The sequence below is a fragment of the Ruegeria sp. O11 genome (genome assembly GCF_056535285.1).
This window is the reverse complement of the sequence record NZ_JBQERS010000010.1, coordinates 72,237-90,933: the sequence shown is the minus strand read 5'-3', so window position 1 is coordinate 90,933 and position 18,697 is coordinate 72,237. Positions and strand designations below refer to the sequence as shown.

The following is an 18,697-nucleotide window of genomic DNA, read 5'->3' as shown; positions in this document are numbered from 1 at the left end:
TTTTTGAAGATATAGAATCCGATTAGCTCACCTTAAGAATACACTATATTGTATGCAAAGAGTTAGGCGTTACTATATGTGCGATTTCTGAATTTTTGATCCTTAGTGAAGCCATCAGGTGGCCCAAATAAAGTCAAATTTGAAACGTCTAACCGTCTAAAGTGTCCTGCGGTTGTGTTTGGTTGTGAGTTCGCGGGCTAAAGCCCTGGTTATCTAAGCCGCAAAAAACGAGTAGAATGGGCGGGAAGAAATGAGCCACAACCAGGCTGTCGGCACAACGCACGACGAACCTCAGATCGAAGGATTGCAGCCAGGCGCGAAGCTGCTGCGCGGTCAGTATGAAATTCTCCGTTTTCTAAGCAACGGTGGATTTGGTATAACCTATCTCGCACGCGATAGTCTGGATCGCGATGTAGTCATCAAGGAATGCTATCCTGGCGCACTTTGTCAGCGGAATGGTGATCTGGTCGAAGCCGCCAATCCCGACCACAAGGATGACCTCCGCGCCATTATTGATCTGTTTATTCAGGAAGCGCGCAACCACGCGCGGCTAGTCCACCCAAACATTGTCGACGTGCATCAGGTGTTTGAAGACAACAACACCGCCTATATCGCTATGGACCTGATCCGTGGCTGCGATCTGTTGGACTATGTCGAAAATCCTGACAACAAAAGCGGGCCTGATTTCATCGTTCAGGTCACCGAAAAGATGCTTTCTGCGGTGTCGTTCATTCACCAAAGCGGCATGTTGCATCGCGACATATCGCCGGACAATATCCTGATTGACGAAAATGGCGAGCCGGTTCTGATCGACTTTGGCGCAGCACGCGAACAGGCGGCAAACAAATCGGCGGCCCTGTTGACGTTGCGCGTGATCAAGGATGGGTATTCACCACACGAATTTTACGTGCGTGGGGCGGAACAAGGGCCTAGCAGTGATCTTTATGTGCTTGCTGCAACCCTTTATCACGCGATTGGTGGCGAGCGGCCGATTGATGGTCAGACACGTCTGAACGCATTCAACAACGGACAAGACGACCCATACATCCCGCTAGCCGGACGTTTCAAAGGCTATCCCGATGGATTCCTCGAGGCGATTGATAAGGCGATGGAGGTTCACACCCCTGACCGCTTGCAAACCGCATTGGACTGGTTGCGCATGTTCCGTGGTCCCGGGGTGATGTTCGACAGTTTCGCCTACCGCCCGGTCTCGGTCATTGTAGGCATGGATCGTAAAGACGAGCAGGCCGAAAAAGAACGGATCAAAGCGGAAAGCGAGAATGCCGAAGCTGTTGTGACTGCCTTGCTTGCAGGGAATTCTGATCTGGCGCTTGGCAATGAGGAAAAACCCGAAGACGATCTCGCAAAATTTGCACCCAAAGACGAAGCCGTCGCAGCAGTAGATACCGTTATCAAAAGCGGTTCAGGTGGCAGTGGTAAGGTAATAGCAGGTGCCGTTGTCGTCGCGGCGGCGTTGGCAGCCGGTGGGTACTTCATGTTGTCAAGTGATCAGCCGACACATGAGGCAACTCAGGTAACACCCGACTCCATCGAGGCAACGCCGGAGCCGATCGAGCAGGCCGCAGTTTCCCAGACCGAACCGCAACAGGTTGAAACTATCTCGGTCACAGAGCCTGAGGTCGTAGCGGCAGACCCAGAAGATGCACAGGCAGAACCGGTTGTCGAAACAGAAACCAAACAGGAAGATCCTGTCGAGCAAACACAAGTGGCATCAGAGGCGCCCGCTGCAGTTGACGCGAAACCCGCTCCCTCAGATGAAGCCGAAGAGGCTGCGGTACAGACAGCACTGAACGATGAGAACACTTCAGAACCGGTGACTTTGGCGGAAAATCAAGTGGCCTTTGGACATTGGGATATTGAAGTACCCTTTGATATCTCCAAACGTCGCAGTGCGACAGGCAGTGTCATTGCGATCAATGATGTCGACGCGAACCTGAACACGGCTGTCATCGGCGACTGGGTGAAGCGTGGGACCACGATCTTTAGACTCAACAGCGAGCCGATCCGCCCGGACGCAACTCTGGTTTCACAGGTTCTGGATAATTTCTCGGTCGATCCGGACGGGTATATCCGTGTTGCGGCGCGCTATCGTGAACTGGGTCAGACGCGTGCACAAAACGGGCTTTTGGCATTGCCTGCTCACCGAATGTTTGGATTGCAGAACGGATACACTTTCAAAGCCCATCATGCGGGTGAAGCGGGGTGGCAAACCGTTGTCGCCTCTGTCCCGGAGAACGGCGTGGGGGGCTTACAAAAAGGTGATGTTGTTCTGCGTGAAGCGCAAACAGGTACTACACTCGACCAGCCAGAAAGCCTTGATGACGTTCTCGCTGTTCTTGCTTCCGACAATCAGCCCCAGGCGCGCTTGATCATACTGCGCAATGGCGGAGAAGGCACTGCGGTTATGCAGCTAACGCAGGAGTAATTGAACCGGTTTATGTGAAAATCGCCAGTGTGTGTACTGGGGGCGGCATCTCCATCGTCGCCCCGTCGGGAACCGGACCGTCGCGAAGTAAGAGTTTCCCTGTTTCTTATTCAATAGTGCCTCTGCCCTTTTAGGCAGCGGTTAGTAGCCATCCTGCGGGCTGATCCCCGCAACAGAAAACAAAGAAGGTGTCGTCACCATGTTTAAATACAAAAGCCCTCTTAGCCGGCTTCTCGAGGGTGCCGGCAAACCGAAAGAAGATGAAGCGGTGGAAGCAGACGTGGTACAGGATGAAAAGCCTGAGCCAATTGCCGACTTCAACGCGCTGCGCGCTGCACTGGCTGGTGGCAACGTGAGTTCAGACAACTATGAAGAATCTGACGAATTGATCCCGGAAGAGCCTATGCCGGAGTTCGAAGAAGATCAGATCGTTGAAGAAATTGTGGAAGAAGAAGCGTCTGACTTGCAGGAAGCTGAAGACGAAGACGAGCAAATCGTCACGCTTCATCTCAGCACTGAGGATGAAGCCGAGGACGATAAGACACTCGCCGCCGTCGCGGAAATTGCGACTGCGGAGCCTGAGGAAGCCTTTGAAGCCCAAGCTGAGATAGAAGCAATTGCGGAGCCTGAGCCCGCACCCGAACCGGAGGCTGTCTCGGTTGTAGAAGCGACTGAACCTGAAGCGCCAGCCGCGCCTTCAGAAGACCGGCGTTCGCGTGTGAAGACCACTTTCCTGGGCTTTGAACGGGCAGACACGCATGTTCAGGACTTGATGGAAACATCCGAACCTGTCGCAAAAGCCGAGGCCGTGCAACAAACTTTCCCTGTCGGATGGTTGGTTGTAACCGCCGGTCCGGGCCGAGGTGCCGCAATCACATTAACCGAAGGGTTGATGCAGATTGGCCGGAACGATGATCAAGCTATTCAGCTGGACTTTGGCGATACCGGAATCTCGCGCAGCAACCATGCTGTTATCGCCTATGATCCTGAGGATCGGAAATGTTATCTGGGTCATGGCGGCAAGGCCAATCTGGTCCGTCTGAATGGCAAACCCGTGCTGAGCACCATTGCCCTGTCAAACGGAGACTCTATCCGCATCAGCGAGACATCGATCCGTTTCATGGCCTTCTGCGATGATGGCTTTGACTGGCGGGATGCCGATTAATGCTGGCGACCCCTGCATATGATATTGCCTTGATCCTGGACCAGGGTCAGCGCGACTCGCAGGAAGACGCGATTGCCGCACGGGTCTCTGATACGGCGGATGCAGGATATGTCGTCGTTGCCGATGGTATGGGTGGCCATGATGCGGGTGAAGTTGCCTCGCAGCTGATCATTTCTGCCTGGCGCGACGCGATGGATGCCCAGTTGGATGAGCCTGACCTTGTTCAGAGCGCACTGCTCGACGCTCTGCCGATGGCCGCAATGCAGGCTAACGCCGCAATCGCCAGCCATGGCGAAGAGAACAAGGTCAACTTGGGTTCTACCCTTCTGGGCATGCTGATGTTGGAGCAGCGGATCTTTTGGATTTCGATCGGCGATAGCCCCTTGTATCTGTTTCGCGATGATACCCTGTCACAGATCAACGAGGATCACTCGATGGCCCCGATGATCGATGCGCAGATCGCGCAGGGTCTGCTCAGCGCAAAAGAGGCGCAGATGCATCCGGATCGCAACCAGCTGACCTCGGTCATCATGGGCGCTGCAATCCCGAAGGTTGATTGCCCGGAACAGCCTTTAGATCTGGTGCTGGCAGATATTCTGATCCTTGGCAGTGATGGACTGCAATATCTCGATAACACCGAGATCGAGACTTTGCTGCGTACTCATAATCAATCTCCGGCCCGCGATATCGCCGACGCGCTTCTTCAGGCGCTAAAGGCAAAAGCAGACCCGGATCAGGACAACATTTCAATCGCCGTGGTTAAACCGGCACAGACATGAACTAGGCAGAGAAACAGGAAAAAATGAGAAACCATCTTATCATATCCGGCCTCGCTCTAGCAGCCGCAGCAGGGACGGCTTCAGCGCAAGAGGCGTGTTCAACCTACGAGATCCAACGCGGCGATAGCCTACGGGAGTTGGCGATCGCGGTGTATGCGACCGAAGACTATCGGCCAATATACGATGCAAACCGCGATGTAATTGGCTCGAACCCAAATATCATTCGTGTTGGAGATATTTTGACATTTCCCTGTCTGGAGGATTTGGGGCGCGAAGCTCTGGTTCCTGATACCGAGGCTGGTCGTATAGCGGCGGACTTGGCGGCGGAATTAGTTAAAGCAGCGGAAGAGCGCGCCGAAAAAGCCATTGCCGCAGCAGAGGCACGCGTGGCTGCTGCTGAGGCAGAAGCGCAAAAAGCAAGCGAAGATGCGGTAGTTGCTGCAAAAGCGGCGGCGTTGGAAGAAATCGAAGCCGCTCGTGCCGAAGGTGCAGCGTTGATCCGAGACGCAAAGGGTGGCGAGCGCCCGGAAGTTCGTGACCGTCAGATCTTGATGATCACAGGTGGCAACTATGCTCCGTTCACGGACGAGGCTTTACCAAATCGTGGGCTTTATACAAACCTCGTGGAAACAGCGATGCTGCGAGCCGCGCCCGAACAGCCGTATAAAATTCAGTTTGTGAATGACTGGTCTTCGCATCTCGATCTTCTGATGCCAACCCTTGCCTTTGATGCCACATTCCCTTGGTCGCGTCCAAATTGCGAAGCAGCGGATGGTCTGTCTGAAAAGGACCGTACTCGGTGCGAAACCTATAACTTCTCGAACCCGTTCTACGAAGTTGTAGATACCTTCTTTGCGAAGGGCGGGTCGGGTTACGAACAGACTCTGACCTATTCGGATTTCGCGGGCGCCACGATCTGTCGACCAGAAGGCTGGTCGCTGTCACATATGGATGCGGTCGGTCTCTATGAGCCGGCAGTCACCCTGATGCGGCCGGTATCGCCGGATGATTGTTTCCATGCGGTCATGGATGGCACCGCCGATATTGTCGCAATTGAAGCCCACTTGGCGGTCGAGGCAATCGGACGGCTCGGCTATGAGCATCAGATCATCGAAAACCCCAACCTGGCGGCAATCAAGTCGCTTAACGTCATGACCCACAAAGATAATCCAGATGGGGAAGCCGTCCTTGAGACGCTCAACCAGGGTCTGGCGATCATGCAACAATCTGGCGAGTGGCGCGACATCGTATCAACCGCACTGCGCTATCAAATGGAAAATGGCTAAGGCCCCCGAAGGCCTGACAAAACAAAAGTCTGGAGGAAGTGGACATGTTTAACAAGAAACTGAAGAAAGCAGTACTGTCGGCAACAGCCCTCACCGCCCTGAGCTCAGGCGCAGCTGCCGCACAAGAGGCCTGCTCTAACTATACCGTTCAGGATGGTGACACACTGGCAACCATTGCCATCGCAGCCTATGGCACCTCGAACTATCAACCGATATTCAACGCGAACCGCAACGCGATCACCAATCCAGGTTCGCTTGAAAATGGCTTGGTTCTGGCATTGCCCTGTGAGGATGGCAGCCTGCCAAACGGCCAGAGCGCGCAAGAACTGATTGCTGCTGAAGAAAAGCGTGCAGCGAGTGTCAAACGCTCGAACGTCTACGCACCGCCGATCAAGATGGTCGCGGGTAACGGTTGGGAGCCGTTCACGACTGAAGCCCTGAATGGTGGCGGCATCATGACCCGACTGGCTACAACAAGCCTCCAGCGTGCAGGCAACAGCCGCGACTTTTCAGTCAGCTTTGTAGATGACTGGAGTTCGCATCTGGATACACTGTTGCCATTGGGTGCGTTTGATATTTCGATCGCGTGGACTGTACCGGATTGTACCAACCGCTCTTATGAGTGGTCTGCAGAGACCGAAGCTCGCTGCACCCAATTTGTCGCTTCTGTTCCGGTATATGACATCGTCGGCGGCTTCTTCACTTTGCCTGAAAGCGAGTACGCAAAGGCAACGGATTTCTCAGACCTTGAGGGATCAACCATTTGCCGTATGGCAGGCTGGAGCATGGTTGTACTGGAAGAACAAGGTCTGAACCGCGAGAATACAACTGTTGTTCAGCCCAATTCGGCCCGAGATTGCCTTGATGCGGTATTGACCGGAACCGCAGATGTGGCCGCGTTCGAGGTCGACCTGTTTGCATCGACAATGAAAGACATGGGTTTGACTTCGGCTGACATCGTTGAAAACCCGTATGTATCCACTCTGTCGTCGATGAGTTTCCTCGCACATCGCACCAACCCGTTCGCACGCGAATACATTGCGATGATGAACAAGGGTCTGATTGAGATGCGTGAATCCGGCGAATGGTATGCGATTATCTCGGACACGCTGCGCGAACAGAACGAAAAGCTTAACGCGGCATCCAACTAATCCCTCGGTCGATACGACCATTTTTGGGCCGGTCTTATGACCGGCCTTTTTTTATCAGGTCATTACTGACGAAAGAGAGTAGTAGAGCACAAGAACCACAAGGCGAAGAATCACGGGTCGAAAACAGTGTATTGGGCTTAAAGCGCAGACATAAGGTTAACAAAAAACACTTTTTGCTAATAAAAAGCAGCTTCCTACGGGAATCCCCCAATATTCAGCGCGAGTAATAAGCGTAGGATTAACTCAACTGCACCGGTGAGGCGAAAGCCCCACCACTCACTCAGAAAAGGGCTGGCTATGGGGGTCGGCCCTTTTCTTATTCTGGAAACAAAAAAACCGGCCCGCAATGGGGCCGGTAGATTTTTTGGGCATCGGTGCCTGAACCGCGCTCAGTCAATAAGCGCGTTCAACGTCGCACTTGGCCGCATTACGGCTGCCGCTTTGGCGGGATCGGTGTGATAATAACCACCCAAATCCGCAGGCGCGCCTTGGGCTGCTGCCAGCTCTGCCAGAATCTGTTCTTCCTTGTCTGCCAGCTCTTTTGCAAGCGGTCCAAACTCGGCGGCAAGATCAGCATCATCGGATTGCGCAGCCAGAGCATCAGCCCAGTAGCGGGCGAACCAATAGTGGCTATCGCGGTTGTCCGGCTGACCAACCTTACGACTGGGCGACTTGTTGTTGTCCAGAATGCCCTGTGTCGCCGCTTCGGCAGCCGCACCCAGCACGCCTGCTTTGGCGTTGCCCTTACTGTCTGCCAGGAAGTTCAGAGACTCTCCGAGTGCACAGAACTCACCCATGGAGTCCCAGCGCAGGTGGTTTTCTTCGACCAACTGCTGCACGTGCTTCGGAGCCGAACCGCCCGCGCCGGTCTCAAACAGACCACCGCCATTCATCAATTTAACAATCGACAGCATCTTGGCTGACGTACCGAGCTCCAGAATTGGGAACAGATCGGTCAGGTAGTCCCGCAACACATTACCGGTGATGGCGATGCTGTCCTTGCCTGCCGCGATGGTCTCCAACGACTGGCGGGTTGCCTCGCGCGGGGCCATGATTAGGAATTTGTCGGCCACACCCGCAGCCTCAAGCGCGGGTTTTACATATTTGATCAGCTCGGCGTCATGGGCACGGTTGGCATCTAGCCAGAAGATGGCCTCGGAACCAGTCAGGCGCTGACGGTCCATCGCCAGTTGGATCCAGTTCTCGATCGGAGCTTTCTTGACGGTACAGGCGCGCCAGATGTCACCCTTTTCAACTGCATGCTCATGCAGCGTTTCGCCATTGGCCAGCACGATACGGATGGTTCCATCTGCAGGCGCTTCGAACGTCGTCGGGTGCGATCCGTATTCCTCGGCTTTCTGCGCCATCAATCCAACGTTGGCGACGGCGCCAGCGGTGGCTGGGTTCAGCGCACCATTGGATTTGAAAAAGTTGATGGCCTCATCATACACCGGTGCATAGCAACGGTCAGGGATCACGCAGTTGGTATCGCCCTTGGCACCCGTTTCATCCCAACCTTTGCCGCCTGCGCGGATCACGGCGGGCATCGACGCGTCAATGATCACATCTGACGGCACATGCAGGTTGGTGATGCCGCGATCAGAGTCCACCATGTACATTGAGGGGCGATCTCCTTTGATAGCGTCGATTGCAGCGACGATTTCCGCGTTGCCCTGAACCCGTTCAAGCAGATCACCGAGCCCTGAGTTCGGATTTACGCCCAACGTATCCAGTTCTGCGCCGAATTTCTCGAAAACCGGGGCCAGCCACGACCTGACTGCATAGCCGAAGATAATCGGATCGCTGACCTTCATCATTGTCGCCTTCATGTGCAGCGAGAACATGGTGCCGTCTTTCTTGGTGTCTTCGATGGCATCTGCAAGGAAGGAGGACAGAGCCTTGACCGACATAAATGTTGCATCCGCCACGGTACCTTCAGCCAGCGGCCAACCGTCTTTCAGAACTGTTACCCCGCCGTCTTTACCGACGAATTCAATCTTTGCATCGCCAGCCTGCGCCGCCGTGATAGTTGCCGATTTCTCATTGGCGTAAAAGTCGTCGCCTGACATCGACGAAACTTTGGTCTTGCTGTCAGCGCTCCATTCCCCCATCGAATGCGGGTTTTTCTGAGCATAATTCTTTACGGCACGTGCAGCACGGCGGTCGCTGTTGCCTTCCCGTAGCACAGGGTTCACAGCTGATCCTTTGATGGCGTCATACCGCGCGCGGATTGCCTTTTCTTCATCTGTCGAAGGCTCTTCAGGATAGTTTGGAATGTTGTAGCCCTGCGACTGCAGCTCTTCGATGGCAGCCACCAATTGCGGTACAGAGGCCGAGATGTTCGGCAGTTTGATCACATTTGCATCTGGAGTTTTCACCAACTCACCCAATGCAGCTAGGTCATCGGTGATGCGTTGTTTGTCTGTCAGGTTCTCGGGGAAGGTCGCAATAATACGCCCGGCAAGCGAAATGTCTTTGGTACCGACGCTGACACCAGCGGCTGATGCAAACTTGCGGATGATGGGCAGGAACGAGGCGCTCGCCAGTTCAGGCGCTTCGTCTACAATGGTATACAATACGTCGAAGTTCGATTTTTCTGCCATATTCCCTTACCTTTTTTAAGCCTTTCAGGGGCGTGCGATCCAAGAGTATGTGCCGCTGTAGTTTTGGCACCGAGCCGTAAGGGGACACGTCGGCCCCACGGGTGACTCTGATTTGACAGGGCCTCCAATAAATGAGGATTGGCTTAGGATCAATCGAATACAGAGGCGCAAATTGACACGGGCCTTAATACCTTTTGCTGATGCCTAGTTTTCACCCATCTGGAAAACGGATTTCAAACTGCGTACCTCTATCGGAAGGGATCAGCGCAATATGCCCGCCATGCGCGCTCATCAGATTAGCGACGATAGTCAATCCCATACCGGTCCCTCCCCGTTCGCGGGCCGTGGTGAAGAACGGATTGAAGATATGATCCCGGTTCCAATCGGATATGCCAGGTCCATCATCCTGAATTATCAACCGTTCGGCTTCCGCCGTCAGGGCCACCCGCCCTGCCCCGTGTCGGCGGGCATTGTCTAACAGTTGGTTCAACACAATCCACAGACCAGAAGAGGCAAGAGGAAAGGTCCGCTCGCACCCTTCAACGCTGATATCCAGTTCGGGAAATGACGTACGCATTTTGTGAGCAAGTCCAGCGATCGTGGATGTTCCATGGTGTTCAGGCACCCTTGCCTGGGCAACACGATTCAAGGCGGCAAGCTGCATTTGCATTTGATCGCTTGCGGCCAGTATCTGGTGTAACAATGTGCGATCCTGATCCGTAAGTGCATCGGCCTCCGTCAATAGCTCTCCTGCAGCGCGGATTGCTGTGACCGGGGTTTTCAGCTCATGCGTGACGTGATCTGCAAACACACGGATCGAAGCTTCGCGCCGTTGTAAAGTATCTGCCATACTCAGCACTGAACCGGCGAGGCGAGACAGCTCCTGCGTTCCAAAGTGATCAGGTGGCTCGGCGGGCTGACCCTGTTCCACCGCGCTTGAATAAGAAGCGAGCGCCGAAATCGGTCGGAGTAATAGCCGGACCATAAGATACCCAAGCACTCCGGTCGCGCAGCCGATCAGGACCGCCAGAAGACCTGCAGCATTGCGAAACCCGATTTCAGGTCCAAGGTAGCGCAAAGCGATCAGACCCAGCAGAGACAAAACGAGCGTACCTGCCAGACCTCCGCCAAGAACAAATCCCAATGAAGGACGCCACTTGCGCCTTAACCCGGCCATGTGCCCATCCGTAACCCGATTCCGTGCACGGTCTCGATGGCCCCGATCCAGCCTTGATCCCCAAGCTTGCGGCGAAGATTCCTTAGATGACTGTCCAGTGTGCGGTCGGCTACGGCGCTACCTGCGCCATAGATCGCATCGATCAATTGAGGGCGCGAGACTATAGCCTCGGGTGTTTGCATCAATCTGTGCAGGATTGACAACTCGGTTGCGGTCAACGCGAGTATAGACCCATCAACCCAAACCGAATGGCCGGAAACATCCAACTCTACAGGGCCATGCCGAAGAAACGTGGTCGAGCCTTCTGCGGTACTGCGTTTGAGGATGGCTTTGATCCGCGCAACTAGTTCGCGCGGGCTGAAAGGTTTGGTGACGTAATCGTCGGCCCCCAGTTCAAGACCCAAAATTCGGTCTATCTCATCATCGCGTGCGGTCAGGAACAGGATCGGTACGTCAGAACGCGCCCGCAGGCGACGACAGACCTCAAGTCCGTCAAGCTCGGGCAAGCCGACGTCCAACACAATCAGATCAGGCGCTTCCCGTATCGCATGGGTCAGCGCCATCTGACCGTCGCGTGCTGTGACCGTCTGATAGCCTGCACGCTCGAGCGTGATCGAAACCAACTCGCGCAAGCGCGGATCATCATCCACGACGAGGATTTTCATCAACCTTCTCCGGCAATGGTTCGGCGTTCAGATTACGGATCACCCGATCTGCGCGAAAGCCCCAATTCCTCCAATTGTCGATGACCGGAGGGGTTGCGCAATCCCGCAGTCGGCTGTCTTTCATCAATTCGGCCGCAGCCATATGATTGAGCTGGCATGCGTAGTAGAAATCAAACCGAACCGGATGCTCAATATTCCAGCGGGCAATCAATGCGGCGAAATTTACAAAACAGCACGCATAGAGCACGATAATCCCCAAAGCTGTTGATCGGACCATTAGCCACCGGTTCGATTTGCCTTTCAGTATTTGCCATCCGGTCAGGCTCAATCCCACTACAACAAGCACCATCCAGATCGCAGCGTGAACCCGTAGGTAGGTCAACCCGTAGGATTCCACATATAGCGACAAGCGCATCATGGAAGAGATCACCAGCAGCACGTTCTGCGCAAGCCATAACATCATCCATCTTGTCAGCCCTGACCGCTCGTTCAAAAAAGGCCGTGCAACCAACGCAAATGCACCTGCAAGCAAGGCCGTTGCCAGCAACGGATAGGCGCCGCGATGCGCATATTCCGCATAGCTCATCCCTTTGGGAAGTTCCGCGCTACCCCACAGATACACGACATCCATACCGGTTTGGATCGCCAGAAGCATGTTGAATGTGATCAGTGCGTTGGCAACAGACTGTGCGTTCACGCCAAACGCTGGAAAGCCACGCCTCTGCTTGGGTCCTAACCGCGGGGATAGCAATTCTGGTTGTCGGACAACCGCGAGGATCGGCCAGATGAGTATTGCGACTCCGAACCAAAACAACAGCCGATCGAAGCGCAGATCAAAATGCCATATCCGATCACTCCAATCCGATAAAACAGGGTTGGCTGATATAATCAGAGAGGCCAGAACCAATGCCCCACCAACGGGAAAGCTCCACTCACGCAAAATGCGATGCGCTATCCTTTGGTCCTTAGATATAGAAAGACCGTGTTGAGCCGCCTCAATCCCTTGTCTGATCGATAGCAAGGGATATTGGGACAGAAACCGGCGCACCGAGGTCCCCTGACATTGCCCTGACACGGCCCAACATAACGCCATGGTCGATCCGCCCAGCAAGAAGGCCAAGGACAAGGCCTGAACATATTCCACGACCGGCAATATGCTGAGTACCAAAAGCACCGCCGGTCCCGTCATACCAGCACGGCGGCCCAGCAATACCCAAACAACTCCGGCAACCGCGAGCGCATAGGCCGCTAAAGAAATGCCGGGCGCATGTTCGAAAAACAATACATCTGCTAGTGCAACCAGAGTGACCAATCCGACGGTGGCATCGCGATTACTTAGTCCCGATGTGCCATCTTCTTTGCTCGGATTCTTGTCAGCGGCGTCAAGCCACCAACTATCCTGTAAAACCGACGCAGGAACACCGCGCACGATGAACTGTCCCATATTACTGCTCCTTGTTTTTGCTGGCCCTATTTGGCCCGCTTGGGTGCAGATCACCGCGCAGCGGTCGTGCAGAATTTGTGCAGAGACGTTTTATCTCAGATCAAGGACTCTTTCCCTTGCACCTTTAGCTGGCTAAGACGGTTTTCCAACCGTAAGTCAGGAGGCCCCTTTGGACCGTATCGCTCGCACTATCGCCACTGAAATCAACGCACGTCCGGAACAAGTTGGGGCCGCCGTTCGATTGTTGGACGAAGGTGCGACCGTGCCATTTGTCGCCCGCTATCGGAAGGAAGTGACGGGTGGCTTGGACGATACACAACTGCGCACGCTATCCGACCGCCTAACCTATCTGCGCGAGCTTGAGGCCCGACGCGAGACAATTCTGGCCTCGATCAAAGATCAGGGGAAACTGACGGATAATTTGGTTAAATCGATTGTCCAAGCCGAGACCAAGGCGCAACTCGAAGACATTTATCTTCCCTACAAGCCCAAGCGTCGGACCAAGGCGATGATTGCCCGTGAGAATGGCTTGGAACCACTGGCCGATGCCATTCTGACTGACCGTTTAGCGGAGCCAGAGGGCTTGGCCGAGAAGTATCTGAATGCGGTCATTCCCACGGCCAGAGACGCCCTGAATGGCGCACGTGACATCATCACGGAACGACTGACCGAGAACGCTGTACTGTTGGGAGAACTGCGCAACTTCATGCAACGCGAAGCGCTGCTGAGTGCGAAAGTTGTCGAGGGAAAAGAACAGGAGGGCGCCAAGTTCAGTGATTACTTCGATCACTCGGAGCTTTGGTCCAAGACCCCATCGCATCGGGCGCTCGCAATGTTGCGTGCCTCAAAGGAAGGTATCGTAACACTCGATATCGCGCCGGAACCCGAGGCAGGGGCTGCACGGGCCGAGGCCATGGTGGCGGCACATCTGAACACACGAAGTGACGCGCCAGGGGACAAGTGGCTGCGTAAGGTTGCGGGTTGGACATGGCGGGTCAAGCTGTCGCTGTCGATGATGGTCGAGTTGATGGCTGACCTGCGCAGCCGCGCGCAGGACGAGGCAATCCAGGTGTTTTCGCGCAACCTCAAAGACCTGTTGTTTGCAGCTCCGGCAGGTGCACGCCCGACGCTGGGGTTGGATCCCGGCATACGCACTGGCGTCAAGGCAGCCGTAGTGGATGCAACCGGCAAGGTGGTTGCAACGGATACACTCTATCCTTTTCAGCCCAAGAACGACCTGCGAGGTGCGCAGGCTGCGATCCTGAACCTCATCGCCACCCATAAGATCGAGCTTATTGCCATTGGCAACGGCACAGCCAGCCGCGAGACCGAACGTTTGGTGGCAGACACGCTGTCGCTGCTGCCCAACACGATTAAAGCGCCCACCAAGGTCGTTGTGTCCGAAGCCGGAGCTTCAGTCTACTCCGCTTCCGAACTTGCTGCGCGTGAATTTCCTGATCTTGACGTTTCGCTGCGTGGGGCGGTTTCGATCGCACGCCGCCTGCAAGACCCGTTGGCCGAACTGGTCAAGATTGAGCCAAAAAGCATTGGCGTTGGTCAGTACCAGCATGATGTCGATCAGCACCGTTTGTCACAATCGCTGGAATCGGTGATCGAAGATGTGGTGAACGCTGTGGGTGTAAACCTGAACACTGCATCGGCACCCCTTCTATCACATGTATCAGGTCTTGGTCCGGGTTTGGCTGATGCGATCGTAACCCACAGGGACATCCACGGTGCCTTCGCGTCTCGTCAGGATTTGCTGAAGGTGGCCCGCCTTGGCCCACGCGCCTTTGAACAATGCGCAGGTTTCTTGCGTATCCGGGATGGATCAGAACCTCTGGATGCGTCTTCGGTTCACCCCGAAGCCTATGATGTCGCGCGCCGGGTGGTCGTGGCTTGCGGTCGGGATATTCGCCAGATCATGGGGCATGACGGTGCCTTGAAAGGCCTGCGCGCCGAACAGTTTGTGAACGACAATTTCGGTTTACCCACGGTGCGAGACATATTCACCGAACTTGAAAAGCCAGGCCGAGACCCCCGGCCAAGTTTCAAAACCGCATCCTTTACCGATGGTGTTGAAGAGATCACAGACCTGAAACCTGGCATGGTTTTAGAAGGTACCGTTACCAATGTGGCCGCCTTCGGCGCATTTGTTGACATCGGTGTGCATCAGGACGGGTTGGTTCATGTCAGCCAACTGGCCGATCGGTTCGTAAAAGATCCGCATGAAGTGGTTAAGACAGGGCAGGTTGTCAAAGTCAGGGTGGTTGAGGTCGACGTACCTCGTAAACGCATTGGGTTGTCCATGCGCAAGGATGGTGCAGCTTCTGCCCGTGAGGACAATGCGCTTCGTAGCAGGGGCAAACCCGCGCGACCAGTCAAACCGGGGGAACAGCGGCGCGGACATGGGGGCCAGAGCACCCAGAACGGTGCTTTTGGTGACGCCCTCAGAGACGCCTTCAACAAACGTTAGGTTGCGGCCCCTGCACAAGCCAACTAGGCGGCGTGTTCCTCACGGCATACCAGTCACCTGATCCCCGGCAGAGCCGAGGACAAAACGGGGGGCTAACATTCGGGTGTTGCAACTCGGGCGATGATCTGGATGATGCTGATCCATGATGGCCGACAAATTCGGCCAACCGCATGAAAATGCGGTCACAACAAAAAATGGGGAGACGACTTATGTCATTCAAAACTCTGATGCTTGCCGCCAGCGCAACAGCGATGATCGCGGCGGGTGCTTCGGCGGAAACGCTGCGTTGGGCGCGTGCCGGTGATGCACTGACGCTGGACCCGCACGCGCAGAACGAGGGTCCAACTTCGGCCATGGCGCACCAGATCATGGAAACTCTGGTGATGCGTGATCATTCCGGTGCACTAGTACCCTCTCTGGCAACTGAATGGGCGCCGTCCGAAGACAACCCGAACGTCTGGGTATTTAAACTGCGCGAAGGCGTCACGTTTCACGATGGGGCCGAGTTTGACAGCGATGACGTTGTATTCTCGCTAAACCGCGCCATGACGCCGGATTCCGATTACAAGGAACTGCTTGCTTCGGTGAAAGAGGTGCGTGCACCCGACAAGTTCACGGTTGAAATCGAAACTGATGGCCCAAACCCGATCATGCCCAACAACCTGACCAACATGTTCATGATGGACAAGGATTGGGCTGAGGCAAACAATGCCGTCAAGGTGCAGGACTATGAAGGCGGTGAGGATACCTTTGCAGCTAAGAACGCCAATGGCACCGGACCTTACAAGCTGGTCAGCCGCGAACCGGACGTGAAAACCGTTCTGACTGCCAACGAGAATTACTGGGGCAAGGATGAATTCCCGCTTCAAGTGACCGAGATCGTCTACACCCCAATCCAGAACGCCGCGACACGCGTCGCCGCCTTGTTGTCGGGTGAAGTGGATTTCATTCAGGACGTGCCGGTGCAGGATCTTGAGCGTGTCGCCGGAACCGATGGGCTAGATGTACGGACAGCACCACAGAACCGGGTGATCTTCTTTGGTATGAACATGGGTGACACCGATCTGACCTCGGACAATGTGGATGGTAAAAATCCGCTGGCTGATGTCCGAGTTCGTCGGGCGATGTCGAAAGCGATCAATCGTGATGCGATCAAACAGGTAGTGATGCGTGGCCAGTCTGCTCCTGCGGGCATGATCTCACCCCCGTTTGTGAATGGTTGGGACGCAGATATGGACGCGTCTTCGTCAACCGATATCGAAGGGGCCAAGGCGTTGATGGCCGAAGCGGGCTATCCTGATGGATTCTCGCTGACCCTGAACTGCCCGAATGATCGCTACATCAATGATGAGGCAATCTGTCAGGCGGCGGTTGGCATGCTGGCCCAGATCGGGGTCACCGTGAACCTAGACGCCAAACCGAAGGCGCAGCATTTCCCGCTGATCAACAATCTGGAGACAGACTTCTACATGCTGGGTTGGGGTGTTCCGACATATGACTCGGAATACATCTTCAACTTCTTGGTGCACTCGAAGGGTGAGAAGTATGGCTCTTGGAACGGCACGCGTTACTCCAACCCGGATTTGGATGCCAAGATCGTAGCCCTAGCCTCGGAAACCGATCTGCCCGCGCGCGATCAGCAGATCGGAGACATCTGGCAGGTTGTTCAGGACGAGCAGCTGTATATCCCGATCCACCACCAGGTATTGAACTGGGGTATGAAATCGGGTGTCGGCACCATCGTTGAACCGGAAGATTCACCGAAGATCAAATACTTCGAGATGAACTAAACCATCCATTTGGATGTTGTTCAGGGCGCGTTTTCGCGCCCTGTTCTTGTTTGTGCCGCAGGTAACGGGACCGTGATCTCAAACCGAGAGTGTCTTTACGTGGTGGCCAAAAAGCTGGATTGTTTCAGCGATAACAGGGAGTTTTCGCCATGATCTTCAGAAAAAGTGCCATCGGCCTGGCCATGTTGCTTGCCAGCACCGCACAGGCCGCCGATTTCAAATGGGCCTCGACCACCGATCCGCAGACGATGGACCCCCATGCGGTTAACTCAGCCCCTGTACTTGGGTTCCTGAACAACGTCTACGAAGGTCTGGTCCGCCGCGGCAAGGACATGAGCGTCGAGCCCGCACTGGCCGTCAGCTGGGAGCCGATTGGAGATGGTGAAGGTTGGCGGTTTAGGCTGCGTGAAGGCGTAACATTCCACGATGGCAGCAGCTTTGACGCACAGGATGTCCTGTTCAGCTATCAACGCGCATCAGGCGAAGCGGCAGATACCCGCAGTTGGTTCGCCCCTGTCAGTGATGTCGTCGTGGTCGATGACTACACCGTCGATATCATGACGACTGCACCGAACCCTCTGTTCCCGTCTTCGATTGCCAACTGGTTGATCATGGATCAGAGCTGGACCGAAGCCAACGACGCGGTGGTGCCTGATAAAGAGACCGGCAACTACGCAACCATCAATGCCAATGGCACAGGGGCATTTAAAGTCACCGAGCGTGAGCCAGGCCTCAAAACTGTGCTGGAACCATTTGAGGGCTGGTGGGGAGATGTCGAACACAACATCACCCGTGCTGAATTTAATCCGATCCAGAACCCGGCGACTGCCGTTGCAGCTTTGCTTTCGGGTGACGTGGACATGATCAACCCTGTACCAATTCAGGACGTCGCTCGGCTGCAGCAGAACGCAGAGGTTGATGTCATTCAGGGCATCGAAGCACGTGTGATCATGCTGGGCTTCGACCACGAAGCCGAAGCCCTGAAATACACCGACGATGCAGGCAAGCCAAATCCGTTCCGTGATGCACGTGTGCGTCAGGCAGTTGCACAAGCCGTCAATGTGGATGCCATTCTGGCCACGATCATGCGAGGCAATGCCGAACCCGCCTCACAACTCGTCAGCCCCGCGATGAGTGGATTTTCCGACGCCAATGCGGAACGTCCAGCGTTTGATGTAGAAGCTGCCAAGGCCCTGCTCGTTGAAGCAGGCTATGCAGATGGATTCTCGTTTGGCCTAAAATGTCCGAACGACCGCTATCTGAATGATGAGGCCGTTTGTCAGGCAGTTGTTGGCATGCTTGCGCAAATTGGCATAACGGCCGAGTTGGATGCAATGCCAGTGCGGAACTACTGGCCGGAGCTGCGTGAAGACAATTATGACATGTATCTTCTGGGCTGGAGCCCAGGTACGTTTGACGCTGAACATCCGGTCCGCTTCCTCGTCGCCACTCCAAACGAAGAGAAAAAGCTGGGCAGCTGGAACTTCGGTGGATTCTCGAATGCGCGGGTCGATGAGCTGTTACCGATGATCCAATCCGAGCTGGATCAGACCAAGCGGCAAGCCATGCTGGATGAGGTGACGCAGATTTATCAGAACGAACAGGTCTACGTACCGATGTATGTTCAACCGTTGGTCTGGGGCACGCGCAGCAATGTCGAGCTGACACAGCGCCCGGACAACTTTTTCCTGCTGCGCTGGGTGACGGTGAACTGA

Annotated in this window: 12 protein-coding genes; 8 read left to right on the top strand and 4 right to left on the bottom strand. The window is 55.0% G+C overall.

Annotated elements, in window-relative coordinates; translation table 11 throughout:
* The first annotated feature begins 250 nt into the window (after positions 1-250).
* The 5 genes from ACRZ91_RS16560 (at position 251) to ACRZ91_RS16540 (ending at position 6,827) form a co-directional block, all read left to right on the top strand.
* Positions 251-2,446: a serine/threonine protein kinase gene (locus ACRZ91_RS16560; RefSeq protein ID WP_480907182.1), complete on the top strand. Its 2,196-nt coding sequence runs from the start codon at positions 251-253 to the stop codon at positions 2,444-2,446.
* 199 nt (positions 2,447-2,645) lie between these two features.
* A complete protein-coding gene (locus ACRZ91_RS16555) occupies positions 2,646-3,611 on the top strand; it encodes an FHA domain-containing protein (protein ID WP_480907180.1) in 966 nt (321 codons plus the stop codon).
* On the top strand, positions 3,611-4,390 hold the full coding sequence (locus ACRZ91_RS16550) for a PP2C family protein-serine/threonine phosphatase (protein ID WP_480907178.1): 780 nt from the start codon (positions 3,611-3,613) through the stop codon (positions 4,388-4,390). Before ACRZ91_RS16555 ends, ACRZ91_RS16550 begins: the two co-directional genes overlap by 1 nt.
* 23 nt (positions 4,391-4,413) lie before the next feature.
* Positions 4,414-5,676, top strand: a complete 1,263-nt coding sequence (locus tag ACRZ91_RS16545) for a type 2 periplasmic-binding domain-containing protein (RefSeq protein WP_480907176.1) — start codon at positions 4,414-4,416, stop codon at positions 5,674-5,676.
* 44 nt (positions 5,677-5,720) lie between these two features.
* On the top strand, positions 5,721-6,827 hold the full coding sequence (locus ACRZ91_RS16540) for a peptidoglycan-binding protein LysM (RefSeq protein WP_480907174.1): 1,107 nt from the start codon (positions 5,721-5,723) through the stop codon (positions 6,825-6,827).
* A 389-nt stretch (positions 6,828-7,216) separates the two neighbouring features.
* Here ACRZ91_RS16540 and ACRZ91_RS16535 read toward each other — a convergent pair whose 3' ends face one another.
* The 4 genes from ACRZ91_RS16535 to ACRZ91_RS16520 form a co-directional block, all read right to left on the bottom strand.
* Positions 7,217-9,430, bottom strand: coding sequence for an NADP-dependent isocitrate dehydrogenase (locus ACRZ91_RS16535; protein ID WP_480907172.1), 2,214 nt, complete (start codon positions 9,428-9,430; stop codon positions 7,217-7,219).
* Positions 9,431-9,641: 211 nt separating this feature from the next.
* Positions 9,642-10,607, bottom strand: coding sequence for a sensor histidine kinase (locus tag ACRZ91_RS16530; protein ID WP_480907170.1), 966 nt, complete (start codon positions 10,605-10,607; stop codon positions 9,642-9,644).
* Positions 10,595-11,272 carry a response regulator transcription factor gene (locus ACRZ91_RS16525; RefSeq protein ID WP_480907168.1) on the bottom strand — a complete coding sequence of 226 codons (678 nt, stop codon included), beginning with the start codon at positions 11,270-11,272 and terminating at the stop codon, positions 10,595-10,597. The genes ACRZ91_RS16530 and ACRZ91_RS16525 overlap by 13 nt, the downstream gene beginning before the upstream one ends.
* Positions 11,250-12,716, bottom strand: coding sequence for a DUF4153 domain-containing protein (locus ACRZ91_RS16520; RefSeq protein ID WP_480907166.1), 1,467 nt, complete (start codon positions 12,714-12,716; stop codon positions 11,250-11,252). The genes ACRZ91_RS16525 and ACRZ91_RS16520 overlap by 23 nt, the downstream gene beginning before the upstream one ends.
* A gap of 169 nt (positions 12,717-12,885) precedes the next feature.
* Between ACRZ91_RS16520 and ACRZ91_RS16515 the strand changes: the two genes are divergently transcribed.
* The 3 genes from ACRZ91_RS16515 to ACRZ91_RS16505 all read left to right on the top strand — a co-directional run bounded on the left by ACRZ91_RS16515 (position 12,886) and on the right by ACRZ91_RS16505 (position 18,697).
* The gene (locus ACRZ91_RS16515) at positions 12,886-15,192 is read left to right on the top strand and encodes a Tex family protein (RefSeq protein WP_480907164.1); all 2,307 of its coding nucleotides are present in this window, start codon (positions 12,886-12,888) and stop codon (positions 15,190-15,192) included.
* A gap of 209 nt (positions 15,193-15,401) precedes the next feature.
* Entirely contained in the window at positions 15,402-16,982 is a 1,581-nt protein-coding gene (locus ACRZ91_RS16510) for an ABC transporter substrate-binding protein (RefSeq protein WP_480907162.1), read from the top strand.
* 149 nt (positions 16,983-17,131) lie between these two features.
* Entirely contained in the window at positions 17,132-18,697 is a 1,566-nt protein-coding gene (locus tag ACRZ91_RS16505) for an ABC transporter substrate-binding protein (RefSeq protein ID WP_480907160.1), read from the top strand.

What these genes read in the sequence shown, in the direction of transcription:
- ACRZ91_RS16510 (WP_480907162.1), top strand. Translation starts at nt 15,402, where the DNA reads ATGTCATTCAAAACTCTGATGCTTGCCGCCAGCGCAACAGCGATGATC.
- ACRZ91_RS16545 (WP_480907176.1), top strand. Translation starts at nt 4,414, where the DNA reads ATGAGAAACCATCTTATCATATCCGGCCTCGCTCTAGCAGCCGCAGCA.
- ACRZ91_RS16535 (WP_480907172.1), bottom strand. Translation starts at nt 9,430, where the DNA reads ATGGCAGAAAAATCGAACTTCGACGTATTGTATACCATTGTAGACGAA.
- ACRZ91_RS16525 (WP_480907168.1), bottom strand. Translation starts at nt 11,272, where the DNA reads ATGAAAATCCTCGTCGTGGATGATGATCCGCGCTTGCGCGAGTTGGTT.
- ACRZ91_RS16560 (WP_480907182.1), top strand. Translation starts at nt 251, where the DNA reads ATGAGCCACAACCAGGCTGTCGGCACAACGCACGACGAACCTCAGATC.
- ACRZ91_RS16555 (WP_480907180.1), top strand. Translation starts at nt 2,646, where the DNA reads ATGTTTAAATACAAAAGCCCTCTTAGCCGGCTTCTCGAGGGTGCCGGC.
- ACRZ91_RS16530 (WP_480907170.1), bottom strand. Translation starts at nt 10,607, where the DNA reads ATGGCCGGGTTAAGGCGCAAGTGGCGTCCTTCATTGGGATTTGTTCTT.
- ACRZ91_RS16540 (WP_480907174.1), top strand. Translation starts at nt 5,721, where the DNA reads ATGTTTAACAAGAAACTGAAGAAAGCAGTACTGTCGGCAACAGCCCTC.
- ACRZ91_RS16520 (WP_480907166.1), bottom strand. Translation starts at nt 12,716, where the DNA reads ATGGGACAGTTCATCGTGCGCGGTGTTCCTGCGTCGGTTTTACAGGAT.
- ACRZ91_RS16505 (WP_480907160.1), top strand. Translation starts at nt 17,132, where the DNA reads ATGATCTTCAGAAAAAGTGCCATCGGCCTGGCCATGTTGCTTGCCAGC.
- ACRZ91_RS16550 (WP_480907178.1), top strand. Translation starts at nt 3,611, where the DNA reads ATGCTGGCGACCCCTGCATATGATATTGCCTTGATCCTGGACCAGGGT.